We start from the raw sequence: 17,496 nt of genomic DNA, 5'->3' as shown, positions 1-17,496 counted from the left end.
TTCACAAATAAGGAATTGTCCTATATACTCCTAAGTATCGATAATGATTATCAGTATCATCTAGGGGGATGTATTATGATTCAAGCAAGAAAATTAGTTAATTTCACAGCAGTTCTACTCGTGTCTTCTTTATTTCTAGCTGGCTGTGGTGCCAGTACAGATACGAAAAATGGAGCCGCGCCTGCAAGTACGACCCAAGCCATAGCCACTCCGACAGCAAAAGCACCACAAGAGCGTGTCCTGAAGGAYGCAATGGGACATGAAGTGAAAATCCCTGGAGAGGTTAAGCGTGTGATTGCACCTTTCCTAGAAGATGGATTAACGGCTATCGGCATCAAGCCTGTAGCGCAATGGTCGGCGGCTGGGGAACCTCAGCAATATTTGCAAAATGTGTTGAACGGTGTTCCTGTTCTGGCCATGGAAGGTGGACTCAAACCCGAGCAAACGTTAAGTCATAATCCAGATCTCATAATTCTTGCCGCTCCTACTTATATGAAGAATGGCACGTATGAAGATTTCTCCAAAATTGCTCCTACTTTCGTCTTGTCTAATGATGAGACGGACTGGCGTGGAAATGTTGCCAAGCTAGGTGAAGTGTTGGGCAAATCAAAGGAAGCTGAACAAGCCATTAAGAAATATGATGAGAAGCTAGCTGCTTCCAAAGATAAGATTCGAACAGCTGTAGGGGACAAATCTGCCGTATTATTCCAATCTGCCAATGAAAAAGGGTTTAAATTGTTCGGCGCGAATTTCTATAGTGGGAAGTTATTGTACCAAGGCTTTGGATTCAAACAGCCGAAATTGCTAAAGGGTGACTATGATACGTATTCCTTGGAAACATTAGCACAACTGGATGATGTTGATTACATTTTCTTCCTCTCTGGCAAAGGTCGTGCGAAGCCTCCTGTGGATAATCCATTATGGCAACAACTGCCCGCGGTGAAGCAAGGTGATGTGTATGAGGTGGATTCAGGTCACTGGTTCAATCAAAACGTAGTGGCCAATCAATTAATTATCGATGATGTACTACGTAATTTAGTTAAATAGCTCGAGTGAAGACGGGGGATTCTCTCGTCTTTTCCGTGTTTCAATCAGATACATAGGAGCGGGAAAATATGAAGCAAGAGGTTACTCCGCCGGAAGTAGAGGACGAGAATTCATTGAACTCGATGTGGTATAAGCTGACAACCATTGAACGAATCGTGATAAAGGATCTGCAATGGCCGRTTGAACGGGATTTCATTCAGGCGGACTCGCTCATGCTTGTCGTCTCAGATACGTCGGATGGCCGTTTGGTCATTAATGGTCAGTATTACCCGCTGCGATTAGGCACAGTATTTATTTGTAAGCCTGGACAACTCATTGAAGTAGGTTTGCCTAAAGACGAGGATCATGGCGTTTATGTGCTCAGGTTTCAAGCAGCAGCGGTTCTGCAAAAGGAAGACACAGAGGCTAATATTCAGCCTGTCAACACATTCCCAGGTGAAGGTGAGGCCATTCATCTTGCCGTGTCGACCGTCATTCCTCTAGTTAAAATGATCGTGACGCATTGGGAAAATGGTACAATTGCGGACCGCTTCCGGGCAGAGGCGGGATTCTATGAACTGCTCAGTCTAGTCTTGCAAAATGAGGAACACAAAACGTCGATCGCATTGGAATATGAGAAGTTCATGCTGGAGCGGGATTTTACGGAAGAAATTACGATTGAAGCGCTGGCGGCAAGGGCAGGTTTAAGTCGTTTCCATTTTATGCGCTTATTTAAAGAGAAATTTGGTAAAGGCGTCATTGAATATGTGACAGAATTACGTTTAAGTAAATCAAAGGAACTCATGCGTGAGCTCCCGAATGCCTCAATTCGAGAAATAGCTTTCCAGGTTGGGTATAAGAATGAAATTTATTTCAGCAATAATTTCAAGAAGCATATGGGGATGGCGCCTGCTGTTTATTTGAAAAATACGAAGATGAAGGTAGCCGCTTATAGTTGGGTGAATATCGGACAGTTGCTGGCGCTTCAAATTATTCCCTATGCCGCACCTATGGATCATTATTGGACTGATTTTTATCGKAATAAATATGCCTTTGATGTGACTGTTCCATTGAGTCATCATTATGAGTTCAATCTTACAGCCTTACAGCAGTCGTCACCTGATTACATTATTGGGATTGATGCATGGATTCCCAAAGCTGAGCAAGTGAAGCTATCGGAAACAGCTCCGACATTATTTTTACCATGGGATCGAAATTGGCGTGAGCATTTAATCCTTATCGGTGATTTCGTTGGTAAATCGAAGGAGGCAGTGAAGTGGCTTCAAAACTACGATTTGAAAGCTGCTGATGTAAGAGAGAAGGTCAAGCTGACGATGAAAGAGGATATAGTTGTAGTCGTAATTGTCCATCACAATGACTTATTGGTGTGGGGGAGTCTTGCCGGTACGGTACTGTATGATGATTTGGAACTAAACCCAGCGAGTCAATTGCGTGATATTCATTGGACGAAACCCGTTCAAGTTACGGAGTTGGCAGGTTTTGAGGCTGTTCATCTGATTGTGAATATTTGTAAGGATCCAATTTCCCAAGCGACTTGGGCTAACCTATCTAAACAGGGGGATTGGCGCGGTTTAGCGGCAGTCCAAAAGGGGCAGGTTCATCTAACTCCTGGGTATGCTGGCTGGGAATCACCTTGGAATGAACATACGGCTTTCAATCATGAGCGTGTCTTACAGCAGATTGCACAAATCCTACTTCCAGCAACATAATTGTTGCTGGATTTTATTTTGATTCTATTCGAATCTCCGAAATCATGATAGAATTACTGGAAATTGGAAGAGTCTGTGGGTGAAGGTATGAAAAAATTGATTCTGATTGCGATCATAGCCAGCAGTTTTGTCACGCTGTCATTTTCGTTCTACTATATGCTCAAGATTTATCAAAGCGATTTGAGTATGTCGACTGCAGGGGAACCTATGGTACATGAACATGCCGAACGCATCGTGATCATCTCACAGGAGCAAGGCAGCTTTATGATGAATGCCATTCAAAAAGGGGCACGAGAGGCCGCAGAAGAACATCATATCCAAATTGATTTCTGGGGTGTTTACCGTTCGAACTTGGAAGGGTTAATTAAGCAGATCGATATTGCAATCGCTTCCAAAGCGAGCGGGATCGTTGTGGAAGGTGTGGATCATCCAGATTTTAATCTCATGGTGAAGAAGGCGACGGAGAAAGGAATACCGATCATTACGATTAATTCCGATGCTCCGAGCAGCTTGCGCAAGTCCTATATCGGTTCCGATCATTATCAAGAAGGGATTATTATGGGGGAGTATATTGCGACCCAGTTGAATGGAAAAGGCGAAGTCGGTGTCATTAAGAGTATATCCTCACCATCAACGGATGACTTGCGTTTGAAAGGTTTGACCGAAGTTTTTAAAAAATACGAAGGACTAAGGGTCGTAATTGCAGCTAATGATCCTGATATGACACAACCGAAGATGCAAACGAACGATATTTTGAATCACTATCCGAATGTGAAGGCCTTTATCGGACTGTCGTCCGAATCGGGAGAGAGTATCGTTCAAGCGGCGCATTCACGCTCGCGGACCAAAGAATATCCGATTTTCCAATTCGATGATTCTCCCCAAACCATGATGCTTATTAAAAATGGGCAGGTGAAAGCTGGGCTCTCGCAGCATTATGAAGATATGGGTATTCTCAGTGTTAATTTGATGAAACGTTGGTTAGATGCTGCGCAGCTGCCGCTTGAGAACAGCTACTTCACGCCAATTAGCGTGGTGACTTCATCTGGAGAAGAGGAGAAAGCGCCCTGAAAACTATTCGAAGTAAAATGATGATGCTGTCGATCTTGATCTKGGTAATTATGGCGATTATTTGGCTCTCCATGAGCATTTATAATCAGCGAACCGTCGAAAAGTATAATGAAATTCTTCAGCGCTATATGCAAATGAATCAAGCCTCGCAATTAAGCCAACAATCGTTAACCACTCTGAATAAGTATCGCATGTCACCTACGTTAGAAAGCTTGAATCAATATGTCACGGATAACATCAGTCTTCTTCGAACCAAGACAGAGATGAGTTGGTTGCGAAATTCAAGCAACATGATGCTGCTCGATAATTTACAGAACATGCTGGAGAGTCAGGCAGAGGCGATGGATTTGGCCGTTCGCTTCCAGAAAGATAATGATGAAGAAAACGCAGCGAAACAATTTGACGAAGCATCCAATATCTCCAAATATATTTCAGAAGCGACACTCACCTTAATTAGTGGTGAACAAAACACCTATGATGCCTTCTATAGAAAAATTATTAAGCGAAGTGAAAATATTAAGAAGATGGGACTCTGGACGTTAGCGCTCGTTTCTTTGCTGCTTTTGCTGTTTTCCTATCGATTTGTGGATAGTGTGACACAGCCATTGCTGAAATTAACGCTGTCTGCGCGAGAATTGTCACGGGGGAATTTTAAAAATCCCATTGATTTGGGCAATAACGATGAAATATCCTTTTTGGCTAAAACGCTGGACAGTATGCGACTTAAGATCGGTCATTTTATCGATGATATTCAAAGTAAAGCCCAATTGGAATATGATCTTCATCGACATAAGCTCATGCTGAAGGAAAGCGAGTTGAAGAGCTTACAAAGTCAGATTAATCCCCATTTTCTTTTCAATACGTTAAATATGTTGTCGAAGGAAGCTTATTTGGCAGGCGCGGGAAAAACGAGCGAATTAATTAGCTCTGTTGCCGGTATGCTTAGATATAATCTCCGCAAGTTGGATAGCCGAGTGTCTTTAAAAGACGAGCTCGAAGTGCTTGAGGAGTATTTAACGATTCAGAAGGCTCGCTTTGGCGATCGTCTGAAAGTCGTTCGTGAAATTGATGAGGATGCATTAGGCATTGAGCTACCAATTCTTATTTTGCAACCGCTTGCAGAGAATGCGTTTATTTATGCAATTGAACCTGCCGAAGAAGGTGGCACGCTTACGATTCGAGTCAAACAGGAAGAAAAACACATCCTTGTTCAGGTTCAAGATACAGGTCAGGGCATGGATGAAGAGCAGCTAAATCGATTATTATCTCATACGGAAAATTCTATCTATAAAGGTCATTCTACGGGGATAGGCATATGGAATGTGATTCATCGCTTACAGCTATTTTATGGGGTTGAGGAGATCATAGAGATTGAATCCTATCTAGGAGCTGGCACTTGTATTACATTGAAGCTGCCGAGGGGGCATGTCGTATGATTCGTATGTTAATTGTGGATGATGAACCAATTGAGCGGATTGCGTTGCAACGAATTATCGAAGAAGGTTCTCCAGATGTAGAGGTCGTAGGCCAAGCCGCGAATGGCAGAGAAGCTATTGAAGCCGCAGAACGGTTACAACCAGACCTGATCACGATGGATATTAAGATGCCCGGCATCAATGGACTTCAAGCGATAGAAAAGATTAGGGAGACTAATAAGGCGGTTAAGTTTATTGTGGTCACTGCATTTGACACGTTTGAATTTGCTCAACAAGCCATTAAGTTAGGCGTCTATGACTATATGTTGAAACCAAGCCGAATTTCTGTCGTGCTGGAGACGATTGGCCGGGTAGCCAATGAGATTAAAAAGATTCAACAGGAGTTGGCGAGTAGAAGTTTAGAGCAAGTACGGCTGCAGAAGATGACGCCTCTAGTGGAGGCTGATATTGTGGAGCAGCTGCTATTTGATTATGTGCAATCGGCATCACTTGCTGAGATGATTGACTTAATTGGGCTTCCATCTGGGCGAGACGGTTTTGTGATGACCTTGCAATTCTCGCATGATATGAGGGAACCTTCGCATTTACGGGATTACGATGATATGTATCTGCAAGTAAGTGAGTTGCACCTGGATGTATCCAATTCGATCTGGCTAGGGAAAATGTCAGGCAATCAAGTACCAGCAATTGTATTTATGGATGGTGAATTCTCCTATCGCGCACAGGCTATAAGCGTAGCGAAGAAATGGATCCAAGCGTTGGATACGAAGGGTGGATTTCGTCTTTTTATTGGCATAGGCGGTTTATGCAAGGACCTGAGGGAYATGCGCAAATCCTATCATGAAGCGTTGTTGGCGTCGATGGATAACACGCTGCCTGCTCGGTATAGTTTATTTGAGAATCTCACACGAGATGATATCCGGGCAATTGGCAGTCGTACCATTGATATGGAGAAGCGTGTGCTCGAAGAGATTCGACGCGGAAATCTTGAAGCAGCTGGCGATCAGATTGCCAAAATAATTGATATCTTCGAAGGTGCTCAGCAAGGCGTTGGATTATCGCAGCAACGAATTTTTGAAGTGTTAATCGTTGTGACCCGCATGTTGCAGGAAATGGGGATGGATGTCCATACACCCTATTTTCCTTATGCAACGACAAGCTATTTGCAATTGAAAGCGGAATCCCGGCTATTAATTCAAAACTTAGTTCAGGTTGGAGATGTCGTTGAGACAGATTTACTCCAAACGATGAAGTTATATATCCAGAAACATGCTCATGAGGAATTGTCCTTGGAGCGGATTGCAGCTACGGTTGATCGGAATCCTTTCTATGTCAGTAAGCTGTTTAAAGAGCATTTCGGAATGAATTATATTGACTTTCTTACGGAATATCGGATCGAAACGGCCAAGCAATTGATGCAGGAAACGGATAAAAGTCTCAAAGAAATTACATTTGAAGTGGGATATAACGATCCTAATTATTTCAGCCGCGTTTTTAAAAAGCTAGTTGGACATTCACCGACGGATTATCGGAAGATGCTGATTCGACCAACCAACAAGAAGCATAGTTGAAAGAATGCTTACGAAGTTTGTTTTCTGACGAAAACTTTTAGGAGGGGTTTGCGCTGAAACATGTCAGAAAGAGTAGTAAATTGGTTGGCGTCACCGTGATTATGGCCTTCGTGCTATCGGCTTGCTCGTTCATCGGAACGAACAGTGCGCCAACGGATAAAGCTAGCCCGCAAATGGATAGTAAGCCAAGCCCCAATCGGATTATGCAAACTGACAACAAAGTGGTCGTGGGTTTATCGATCGATACGCTGTTGGAAGAACGATGGCAGAAGGATCGGGATTTATTCAAAGCTGCTGTTGAAAAGCTCGGTGCGCGTATTGAGGTTCAAGCAGCGAATGGCGACGATGCCTTGCAGCTTGCGCAAGCGGAGAACTTGATATCACGCGGCGTAGATGTACTTGTTGTTGTGCCTCACAACGCAGAGGTATCCGCAGCGATTGTGGAGAAGGCACACAAATCGGGCATCAAGGTTATTTCGTATGATCGTTTGATAGTCAATTCGGATGTCGATTTATATATTTCCTTCGATAATGAGAAAGCTGGCGAATTGCAAGCGAAAGCGATCGTGAAGAAAGCACCTAAAGGCAACTATGTCTTAATCGAAGGCGCGGATACAGACAACAATGCGCATATGTTCAAAAAAGGTCAAATGAACATTTTAAAGCCTCTCGTAGAGAAGGGGGACATTACTATCGTTTTTGATCAAGCGACGAAAGAGTGGAAGCCTGCGAATGCGTTGGCGAACATGGAGCGGGCTTTGATTGCGAATCAGAATCGAGTAGACGCGGTTGTTGCCGCGAATGACGCGACAGCAGGTGGCGTGATTCAAGCTTTAACAGCCCAGAAGATGGCAGGTCGCATACCCGTTTCGGGGCAAGATGCGGAGCTTGCAGCTGCGCAGCGAATCGTCGAAGGGACACAGACAATGACGGTGTATAAGCCCATTAAGAAGCTTGCAGAAACAGCTGCTGAGCTTGCTGTGAAGATGGCGAAAGGCGGAAATGTTCATGCGGATAAAAAAGTAAACAATAAGAAAATTGATGTTCCGTCCATTTTACTCGAACCGATTGCCGTGGATCAGTCAAATATGGATGCCACGATCATCGCAGATGGCTTCCACTTGAGAGAAGACGTATATAAAAATGTGAATCAAAGTCAAATGACAAAATAGTATAGCATTGTTAAAAAAAGTGCTAATATAAAGCGGTTACATTGGAAAATCCCGGTGATATACTCAGTTTGTAGTTGGCGCACAGCCAAAACAAATGAGAGGGGTATTACAAATGAAACGAAGTGTGAAAGCGATTTCTTTGATGTTAGTGGTTATGTTTCTAGCCGTGATGGTTGCAGCATGTGGGAACTCCAGCAGCTCGAAAGTAAGCGTTGGAATTGTATTGCCTACCAAAGACGAGCCAAGATGGGTTCAAGATGAGCAACGTTTCAAAGACGCTTTGAAAGGTTCGAAATATACAACGGAAATCTTATTCAGCCAAGGCTCCTCAGCGAAAGAAAAAGAAAACGTTGATGCTTTGATCGCTAAAGGAATCAAAGTGTTAATCATTTGTCCGCAAGACGGTGATGCAGCAGCAGCTGCTGTTGAGTCTGCTAAGAAAGCCGGTATTCAAGTTATCTCCTATGACCGCTTGATTACCAAAACAGATGCGGTTAACTACTATGTGACTTTCGACAGTATTGCTGTTGGTAAAGCACAAGCACAATACTTAGTGGATAAAGCGAAACCAGGTCAGCCATTGTACTTGTACGCAGGTGCTGCATCTGATAACAATGCGTTCTTGTTCTTCGAAGGTGCATGGCAAGTGCTTCAACCGAAAATTGCCGATGGCACATTCAAAATTGCAAACTCCAGTGAGGCTGCTGCTTTGAAAGGAACTGCCAAATTAACTCGTGAGCAAATGAGTAAAATTATCGGGCAAGTCACGACGAACTGGGATGCGAACGAAGCGAAAAATAAAGCACAAACCCATTTGACAGCAGCTGCAGCAGACATGAAGGGCGATGTTGCCATTCTAGCTCCAAATGATGGAACAGCTCGCTCCATCGCGGATGTATTTGCTTCAGATAAAGCGGTTACGAAGTTCCTAGTTACAGGTCAAGATGCGGAGAAAGCATCGATTCAATACGTAATCGACGGCAAACAATCCATGACCGTGTTCAAAGATGTTCGTACACTCGTTAAAGATGCAATGGGTATGKCTGTTGCTATTCTGGATGGTAAAACACCTGAAACTACAGGATCGTATAACAATGGCAAAATTGACGTGAAAGCAAAACAAACGAATGTAATTGTCGTTGACAAAGCAAATGTAAAATCTGCACTTGTGGATTCTGCGTACTATCAAGCATCCGATTTCAAAGGCTTGTAGGTGTAAGATCACATAGCTTGGAAGGAATAGTGATAGATGCGTCTATCACTATTCCTCTATTCCGAGAGTCGGTTGGCTAAGGAGCGCTTGATGATGAGTGAATATATCTTAGAAATGAACAATATATCCAAAGAATTTACAGGTGTGAAAGCACTTGCGAACGTTAATTTTAAAGTGAATACAGGCGAAATTCATTGTTTGGTGGGTGAAAATGGCGCTGGCAAGTCGACCTTAATGAAAGTACTTAGTGGTGTATACCCAAGCGGCACTTACGCAGGAGATATTGTGTTMGAGGGCAAGGTTCAGCAATTTTCGAGGATCAGTGACAGTGTGAAGACGGGCATCGCCATTATTTATCAAGAGTTAGCGCTATTTCCGGATCTTACAGTGTACGAGAACATTTATGCAGGCAACGAAGTAAGAAAAGGCATGATGGTCGATTGGAATCAGACGATTCGTCAGGCCAAAGAAATGCTTCATAAAGTGAAGCTGGATGTGAACCCAGAGGTTCTTGTTAAAGATTTGGGCGTCGGAAAGCAACAGCTCGTTGAAATTGCTAAAGCCTTAAGCAAGGATGTGAAGCTGCTCATTCTGGATGAGCCGACAGCTGCGCTTAATGAGAAAGAAAGCGAGAACCTACTTGAACTCTTGCGAGAGTTGAAAAAACAAGGCATTACGAGCATTATGATTTCTCATAAGCTCAAAGAAGTGACGGCGATTGCCGATCATATCACGGTTTTACGAGATGGCAGGACGATATGTACGCTGGATGCTGCAAAAGGTGAGATTTCGGAAAGTGTCATTATCAAAAACATGGTAGGTCGCGAGATCGACGATATTTATCCGAAAAGAATGACGAAGTCATTCGGTAGGGACATACTCGAGATTCAAAACTGGACGGCGTATGATCCTCAGTTGGGTCGAGACGTCGTGAAAGATGTGAATTTGCATATTAAAAAGGGTGAAATTGTCGGCATTGCTGGGTTGATGGGTTCAGGTCGAACGGAGCTAGCGCAAAGTATTTTTGGAAATCCCAAAGCGTATAAGCTTCGCGGAGACCTCCTTATGGAAGGTACTAAACAAACATTCGTCCATCCGAAGGATGCCATCAAGGCGGGTATTGCCTATGTAACGGAAGATCGTAAAGGAGACGGATTGTTCCTTATCCAAGATATCAAGCAAAACATTGCTGTTGCCAACCTGCATGAGATTTCGGAGAACGGCATCATTAATCATAATGAAGAAGTGAAAATTTCGAATCATTACAAGCAATCATTAAATATTAAAGCACCTTCCGTGGAACAAATTGTAGGTAATTTGAGCGGGGGAAATCAACAGAAAGTCTCACTCGGCAAATGGTTATTTGTGAATCCGAGCCTGCTCATCTTAGATGAACCTACGCGCGGCATTGATGTCGGGGCCAAATATGAAATTTATACGATTATGAACAAGCTGATTAGTGAAGGAATGAGCATTATCATGATCTCATCAGAGCTTAGTGAAGTTTTGGGTATGAGTGACCGGGTGTATGTCATGGCTGAAGGTCAAATAAAAGGCGAGCTATCCATTGAGGATGCGGATCAAGAAATAATTATGAAGCTTGCGACGCAATAGGAGGAAGACCCGTGCAATTTTATAGTGAAGCGAAATCGCTAATTAAAGTGAATATCCGAGAATATGGGATGTATATCGCCCTATTCATCATCATGCTGACGTTCTCCATCATGACAGATGGCTTGTTCATGTCATCACGAAATATAAGTAATCTGATTGACGCAACGGGGTATATTGCGGTTCTAGCCGTGGGCATGACGCTCGTCATTGTCATTCGACATATTGATTTATCCGTCGGATTTGCGGCAGGGTTTCTAGGTGCAATTGCTGCTGTACTTCTCTCACAAGCAGGAGTTCCGTTCTATATCACCATTCCCATCATTCTCGTGTTAGGTATCATCGTAGGGTTATTCAATGGGTTGTTGGTCGCTCAGTTCGGTATTCCGTCCTTTGTGGCTTCCCTTGCGGGCATGTTGATTTTCAGAGGCGCACTGCTACGTGTAACCGAGAAAACTGGCACAATTATCGTAAAAGATGAGAATTTCAACGCGATCGGAAATGGCTTCATCCCCGCGATTACCAAGGTAGGCGGATTAAATCTACTCTCCTTAATTTTGGGAGCCGTCATGATCGTTCTTTACATTTACAGTGAATTTTCAAAACGAAATAACAAACTGAAATACAATTTCGAAGTTGTTTCTGCCAATATTTTCACCGTGAAGGTTATTTTCGTCTCGGCGATCATCGCTTATATTACATGGATTCTAGCTGGGTATAACGGCTTTTCCTGGACGGTTATCGTAGTCATGATTGTGGTGGCTGTGTACCACTTCTTGACGACTTCAACGGTATTAGGCAGACATATCTATGCCGTTGGCAGTAATCCAGAGGCAGCGAATTTGAGCGGAATTAGTGTGAAAAAGATCACATATATCGTATTTGGATCGATGGGTATGCTATCAGCACTTTCCGGGATTCTCTTTACGGCGCGGTTGCAATCCGCTACAACGACGGCAGGTACTTTGTTCGAGCTCGATGCAATCGCTGCGGCTTATGTTGGCGGTGTTTCCGCAGCAGGCGGCGTTGGTAAAGTGACAGGCTCCATTATCGGCGCGATTGTAATGGCTTCCCTATCGAGTGGGATGAATCTCATGGGAATAGGCATTTCGTATCAGTACATGATTCGTGGAGCGGTACTCGCAATTGCCGTTATTTTCGATGTCGTAACGAGGAAGAAGAGAGCTTAATGGATGGCGGCGCAAAGGAGAGACAAGGGATGGCTATTTACACGCCACAGGGGCTTAAAATAAGTCTGGACGTTCCAACAAGCTTTGGTCTTATGGCGAGATTGTATCCAGATATTAAACCGTATAGCATTCTCAAAACCACGGAATCCATCAGTGTGATGACTTCATCATTAGGTTTTGTCACAGGGATCCTGTGCTTTGCGCTGCAATTAAGTCCTTCGAATATTGCCATATGTACATTGTTTGCTATGACGATTGGCATTCTACTCACATTTAGTGGCATCGTCTGGTTCCCGTTTATTCAGTTAGGTGCTATGTTTTCGCATATATATGGACTCTTTCTCCCGACGTTCATTGCCGTTGTGATTGGATTCGTTTTGACCGGTTGGGCTGGTGTTGCCTCCTACATGGTCTCTCGCATCTTAGCGTCAGTTGTTTCCCTACTTGTTAGCATAGGGTTTACGACGCAATCTGCCATCTATAACGGAAGTCGGATTAGCACAGCGGAAAGAAATTTTTTCAATGCTTATCGGTATCATGCTTTACAATTAGGCAAATCGACGAGTCTGGAACTGTCGAGAGACGAGTTAAATGAGGCTTATTGGGGTCAAATGTATCAGGAATATAACGATGCTCGTAGTTGATGTATTTGTTAACATGGAATAAAAGCGACTCCGACATACCATCCTATGTGTAGCTGTTTAATATTTGTGTAAGCAGTTTATAGTTTAGACATAGKGGGGATTTACTTGAAATTAACTTCGGAGCAGATGATTACTCTGCATGGTTTTAATAATTTAACCAAATCGCTAAGTTTTAATATGTATGATATCTGTTTCACCAAAACAAGAGAAGAGCGCGAAGCCTACATAGCTTATATCGATAAGCAATATAATGCCGATCGTTTGACAGCTTTATTGAATACAGTTGCCGATATTATCGGTGCTCACGTCTTGAATATCGCGAAGCAGGATTATGTCCCACAAGGATCTAGCGTAACCATGTTGGTTTCTGAAGGCCCTATCGAGCAGGAACCGAACGAATCGTTCGAAGAGTCGCCAGGACCCTTGCCAGACGCGGTGGTCATGCATCTCAACACAAGTCACATTACTGTCCATACGTATCCAGAATATCACCCTGATGAGGGCATTAGCACCTTCCGAGCAGATATTGACGTATCAACGTGTGGAGAAATATCGCCGCTTAAAGCATTGAATTTTCTTATTCGTTCTTTCGATAACGACATCCTGACGATGGATTACAGAGTCAGAGGGTTCACGCGCGACATCAGTGGGCACAAGCTTTTCATCGATCACGAGATCAGTTCCATTCAAAATTATATTCCGGAGGAAATTCAAGATTTATATCAGATGATCGATGTGAACGTGTATCAGGAAAATATTTTCCACACGAAATGCAAGCTTCGCGAGTTTGATCTTAATAACTATTTGTTCGGATACACGAAAGACACGCTCAGCAAGGAAGAGCAGATGGAAATCGAGAAAAGCGTCAAATGGGAGATGGATGAGATCTTCTATGGGAAAAATATGGTATTTAATTGATGATTAAAAGGGTTTGGATGCAGGGATGACTGCTCCAGACCCTTTCGCATTTGATCAGAGTCATAGTTTGGGTGAAATAACGAAACTTGGCAGAATCATAGAGATATCATACTTGGATTATGTTAAAATAAAGGCTGTTTGAGGAGTTGCATTCATCATACATACGTACTGAATGGAAGTGGGGGATTTTATTGAATCGGAACAAAATGTTGTGGACATTAATTATGTCACAACTCGTGTACGTCATATTTGTACTTGTTTGGATGTTTATCGCGGGAATGTCTGTCATGATGTTTGACGATCCCGATGCGATCAGCCACGCAACAACATGGCTTATTTTTATCGCTATCTTGCTATATCCAGTTGGACTACTCGCAGCAATTATCGGCGGATGGGTAACCTTTTCACGTCGGCGTTACAGGGCATCATTGATCTGGAATTGTATCCCGCTTCTCTGGATCGTGCMTCTAGGCGGTTTCTTAGTCTATTCTATTATCATGTAAAAAGTAGTAGGAGAGCTTGCCAGAGGTGGCAAGCTTTTGACTATTTGGCGATAGAAGCTTCTTCCTCAAATCTCGGAGGCAAATAGATGTATTTCCTCCAGTTAATTTGTGCGAATTTCCTTATTTATTCCGAATAAATGGATTTTATCCATTTAAATTCAAGCATTTTTGACGAAATGACCGAATGAGGGAGAAATAACTACATATTTTCCATCTAAAATGAAATTTAGGGTGGATATCGTTAGATTAGCTGTACAATTTCCAGTTATTTATTTTATCAAGCCAAGGAAACTAGTTAAACTCATCCTCTGGGAACTCATCGTCAAACTAAACTCATCTTCCTCTGCAAACTCGTCTTCAAACATCTTCCTCTGCGAACTCCTTCATCAAACGTATCCAGCCCCCCAAACACCAGCCATTCCAGAGTTCTTATTCAACTAGTTCCAACAGATAGGGTGCAACGGTTTGGCGGAACACATGAAGAGGAATTTTGCTCTTTTTTCGTTGGTCATTGGTCAATACAACAACGGTTTCAATAGAAGGCAGGATATAAATGCACTGGCCTCCGAATCCATACGCATTAAAGTAATGTAACGATTGAATAGGTGAGTCGTCGTTCTCCGCACGATCTGGGTAAGTATCTGTCCACCAATGCCAGCCATAGCTGCCGCGGCGAGGTGCCTCCGCTCGTATCGCGGGTTGCGTGGAAAGAGCGACAAGCTCTTGGGAAATAAGCTGAGAATTTCCCCATTTCCCTTGTTGGAGATAGAGCTGACCATATTTGAGCATATCTATGGGACGAAGTGACAATCCGAAACCACCCGTATGGATACCTTGAGGGTCCTGTTCCCAACTATACGATTCAATGCCAAGCGGTTCGAATAAAGTAATCTCAGCATAACGAGCCACTGACATGCCTGTTGCTTGGACCAGGATCGCAGATAATAATTGAGAGCCACCAGAATTATAAGACATTTTCGTACCAGGCAAATCGGATAAGGGTTGATCCAACACGAAATCTACCCAATTCGGTGTTCTTGTCATGCGTGGAAACGAATTCTGTCCACCAAATTCTGTCCAATCGAGGCCTGATGTCATCGTTAATAAATGGAGCAGCGTTATTTCACTTTTATGTGATGCTGGATCTTTCTCAAGCTGCGGGAAAAAAACGGATGCAGGTGTTGCGKGGGAAGGCAACAAACCTTGATCCATAGCGATACAACAGAGTGCAGAGAGGATGCTTTTGGTACAGGAATTGATTTTTGCTACAGTTTCAGCAAAGTGCGGTTCTCGGTATTGCTCGTAAGTAATTTGACCTCTTTGACTGATGAGGCAACTTACAAGATTGGCTGGTTCTAATTCTTCTGATAAAATTGAAAAGTTCATGACATCCTTCTTATTATTACGACATTTTACTTGATTTAGGGAGGATTTACCTTTTGATCGAATAGTTTCATGTGATAAACTACAACTAACTAAGCCCACTCGAGCGCAAAATACGACTTCTAGATAAAGATTCCACCTCAGATGTAGTGTGTAGTCTTTTTATCATACCATTCGACGTTTTTTCTGGAAATGATTGTGTTAGGAGCTGCMGGAATACATGAAAATTTTCAGGAATATAGGACTGATCATCCTCGGATTAATAGGCATCTATGTGATTTATTATGGGATAAACTTTATGCTGGGAGACACCCCGAGACTGCAGCGGCAATCAAGCAGTCAATACGGTCAGACCATGCAAGTGACGGAAAATCGCAACTTATTAGTGGAATTTATACAGGACAATCTTACAAGCAAGCATGGTATTTATACGAATCTGAAGGATACAGATCAATTGGGTGCTGCTGCTTCTGGTCATGAAGTTCTGAGTGAATCTGCGGGTCTCTACATGCGTTATTACGCACTCACGGGTCAGAAAGATAAGTTTGATGAGCAGTGGCAGCAAGCCAAGCAAATATTTGATACCCCATTTGGATTCAGCTATCGGTATAGTCCCAATAGGAATAAACAGTATCCAATGAATGCCATAGTAGATGATTTGCGTATCATTCGGGCACTCGATGAAGCTWCCGTCGCTTTTGGAATAAAGAATTACAGAGAAGAAGCGGAAACTTACGGCAAGCGACTCTATCAATACAATGTTGTGAATGGACAATTGCGAGACTTCTACGATCCAACATATCGAATGACAAATTCATTCCTAACCTTGTGCTATATCGACGCTGCCTCGTTGGAGCTTGTACCGCTCTCACGGAAAAAGAAGGCGGCACTTGAAGCTAGTATGCTGCAAATTGTCCAAGATGGATATTTGTCGGATTCGTTTCCATTTTACCAAACTCGCTATGATTTTGATAAGAAGGGTTATCAATCTGAAAGCATAAACACCGTAGAATCGTTACTAACTATTTTAAACCTAGCAGAAGTTAAGCTGGAACAGCCAGCCAGTATCCGTTATATCAAAGATCAGGTTAAAGCAGGAACCTTATATGGTCAATATGATCGGGATGGGAAACCACTGAACGAAGTAAGGTCAACTGCAATCTATGCGATATCAGCCATGATTGGATCGGTTGTTAAGGATCATGAGCTTTATGCCGATAGTATTCACAAAATGAATGAATTTCAAATCCATAATCCACAGAGTCCGCTGAATGGCGGCTTCGGAGATGTCAATGCCGCGCAGGCCTACTCCTTCGATAATTTGATGGCACTTCTAGCCTACACGTACTGATCAGAAAGGAGTGCGATCACATGTGGAACAATCGTTTCATCCAAGTGGTGCTTAGCAAGATGTCCCCAGCTKCGTTCGCTGCCATCGTGGTGTTCTTGATCACAGTGATCGCACTATTTACGCCTCCCTATATCGGGATGGCTGATAATGGGGATTATTTTCGGATTTTGTACAGTAACGGGTTGTATTTCAATGATCCTAATTATACGAATCATTACCTCGGTTATTTCGTTAAAGATTACGGTGTGTATCAATTTTATAATGAGAATGGTGCTACATTGTTTTCTTCACAGTCCATGTTTATTAAAGCATCCCTTTTAGTCAATCTACTCATTCATGACTCTCATATTTTTGATATTCGTTTTCAAGCGGGGATGTACCTCGTTTTATATGCAGCAGCCATTTACTTACTCGTAGAGGCGCTTACTTGGAAAATGTCCAAGCAAAGAGGCTATCTTGTTGCGCTCCTTACCATTTTTATTTTAGGTGATACGGGATATACAGCTTATTTTAATTCCTTTTATAGTGAGAGCGTCGTGCTTATTATGACGATTTTCATGTTTGCCGCAGGTATATTGCTCTATCGGAAACGATATAACGATTATTTGATGCTAGCGATATTTGTTGTCAGTGCCATCTTTTTGACTACAAGTAAGCAGCAGAATGCTCCTGTGGGT

15 protein-coding genes are annotated in these 17,496 nt (G+C 42.9%); 14 read left to right on the top strand and 1 reads right to left on the bottom strand.

The genetic code is table 11. The features are described from left to right. Positions 1-75: 75 nt before the first annotated feature. The 12 genes from AC1DLM_RS31535 (at position 76) to AC1DLM_RS31480 (ending at position 14,085) form a co-directional block, all read left to right on the top strand. Positions 76-1,047, top strand: a complete 972-nt coding sequence (locus tag AC1DLM_RS31535) for an ABC transporter substrate-binding protein (RefSeq protein WP_477572176.1) — start codon at positions 76-78, stop codon at positions 1,045-1,047. 68 nt (positions 1,048-1,115) lie between these two features. Continuing rightward, on the top strand, positions 1,116-2,756 hold the full coding sequence (locus AC1DLM_RS31530; protein ID WP_477572175.1) for a helix-turn-helix domain-containing protein: 1,641 nt from the start codon (positions 1,116-1,118) through the stop codon (positions 2,754-2,756). An 87-nt stretch (positions 2,757-2,843) separates the two neighbouring features. Continuing rightward, positions 2,844-3,827 (top strand): sugar ABC transporter substrate-binding protein, encoded by a 984-nt coding sequence (locus tag AC1DLM_RS31525; protein ID WP_477572174.1) that lies wholly within the window; start codon positions 2,844-2,846, stop codon positions 3,825-3,827. A 35-nt stretch (positions 3,828-3,862) separates the two neighbouring features. After that, positions 3,863-5,263, top strand: coding sequence for a sensor histidine kinase (locus AC1DLM_RS31520; RefSeq protein ID WP_477572173.1), 1,401 nt, complete (start codon positions 3,863-3,865; stop codon positions 5,261-5,263). Further along, positions 5,260-6,834: a response regulator gene (locus AC1DLM_RS31515; RefSeq protein ID WP_477572172.1), complete on the top strand. Its 1,575-nt coding sequence runs from the start codon at positions 5,260-5,262 to the stop codon at positions 6,832-6,834. The genes AC1DLM_RS31520 and AC1DLM_RS31515 overlap by 4 nt, the downstream gene beginning before the upstream one ends. 101 nt (positions 6,835-6,935) lie before the next feature. Then, positions 6,936-8,006, top strand: coding sequence for a D-xylose ABC transporter substrate-binding protein (gene xylF, locus AC1DLM_RS31510; protein ID WP_477572178.1), 1,071 nt, complete (start codon positions 6,936-6,938; stop codon positions 8,004-8,006). Positions 8,007-8,118: 112 nt separating this feature from the next. Then, positions 8,119-9,219, top strand: a complete 1,101-nt coding sequence (locus AC1DLM_RS31505) for a sugar ABC transporter substrate-binding protein (RefSeq protein WP_477572171.1) — start codon at positions 8,119-8,121, stop codon at positions 9,217-9,219. Positions 9,220-9,312: 93 nt separating this feature from the next. After that, positions 9,313-10,833 carry an ATP-binding cassette domain-containing protein gene (locus AC1DLM_RS31500; protein ID WP_477572177.1) on the top strand — a complete coding sequence of 507 codons (1,521 nt, stop codon included), beginning with the start codon at positions 9,313-9,315 and terminating at the stop codon, positions 10,831-10,833. 11 nt (positions 10,834-10,844) lie between these two features. Next, positions 10,845-12,020: a sugar ABC transporter permease gene (locus AC1DLM_RS31495; protein WP_441986676.1), complete on the top strand. Its 1,176-nt coding sequence runs from the start codon at positions 10,845-10,847 to the stop codon at positions 12,018-12,020. 29 nt (positions 12,021-12,049) lie between these two features. Beyond that, on the top strand, positions 12,050-12,664 hold the full coding sequence (locus AC1DLM_RS31490; RefSeq protein WP_171630932.1) for a hypothetical protein: 615 nt from the start codon (positions 12,050-12,052) through the stop codon (positions 12,662-12,664). A gap of 105 nt (positions 12,665-12,769) precedes the next feature. Further along, positions 12,770-13,582 (top strand): adenosylmethionine decarboxylase, encoded by an 813-nt coding sequence (speD, locus tag AC1DLM_RS31485; protein ID WP_477572170.1) that lies wholly within the window; start codon positions 12,770-12,772, stop codon positions 13,580-13,582. Between the two features lie 191 nt (positions 13,583-13,773). Continuing rightward, positions 13,774-14,085 carry a hypothetical protein gene (locus AC1DLM_RS31480; protein ID WP_477572169.1) on the top strand — a complete coding sequence of 104 codons (312 nt, stop codon included), beginning with the start codon at positions 13,774-13,776 and terminating at the stop codon, positions 14,083-14,085. Positions 14,086-14,514: 429 nt separating this feature from the next. Here the strand turns inward: AC1DLM_RS31480 and AC1DLM_RS31475 are convergent, their stop codons facing one another. Next, positions 14,515-15,471 carry a serine hydrolase domain-containing protein gene (locus tag AC1DLM_RS31475; protein ID WP_477572168.1) on the bottom strand — a complete coding sequence of 319 codons (957 nt, stop codon included), beginning with the start codon at positions 15,469-15,471 and terminating at the stop codon, positions 14,515-14,517. Positions 15,472-15,688: 217 nt separating this feature from the next. Between AC1DLM_RS31475 and AC1DLM_RS31470 the strand changes: the two genes are divergently transcribed. Together AC1DLM_RS31470 and wsfD are read left to right on the top strand one after the other, a co-directional pair. Further along, complete coding sequence (locus tag AC1DLM_RS31470) at positions 15,689-16,819, top strand: hypothetical protein (RefSeq protein WP_477572167.1); 1,131 nt, start codon at positions 15,689-15,691, stop codon at positions 16,817-16,819. Between the two features lie 20 nt (positions 16,820-16,839). After that, positions 16,840-17,496, top strand: a 657-nt coding sequence (wsfD, locus tag AC1DLM_RS31465) for a glycan biosynthesis hexose transferase WsfD (protein ID WP_477572166.1), incomplete at its 3' end; no start/stop codon positions are given.

This window comes from Paenibacillus sp. 01T442, assembly GCF_056398345.1.
Note: the sequence above shows the minus strand (reverse complement) of the source record. Positions and strands in the feature narration are given on the sequence as shown.

Bases quoted from the DNA above. Each gene is read 5' to 3' on its own strand.
- xylF (WP_477572178.1), top strand. From the start codon at position 6,936: ATGGCCTTCGTGCTATCGGCTTGCTCGTTCATCGGAACGAACAGTGCG.
- AC1DLM_RS31525 (WP_477572174.1), top strand. From the start codon at position 2,844: ATGAAAAAATTGATTCTGATTGCGATCATAGCCAGCAGTTTTGTCACG.
- AC1DLM_RS31490 (WP_171630932.1), top strand. From the start codon at position 12,050: ATGGCTATTTACACGCCACAGGGGCTTAAAATAAGTCTGGACGTTCCA.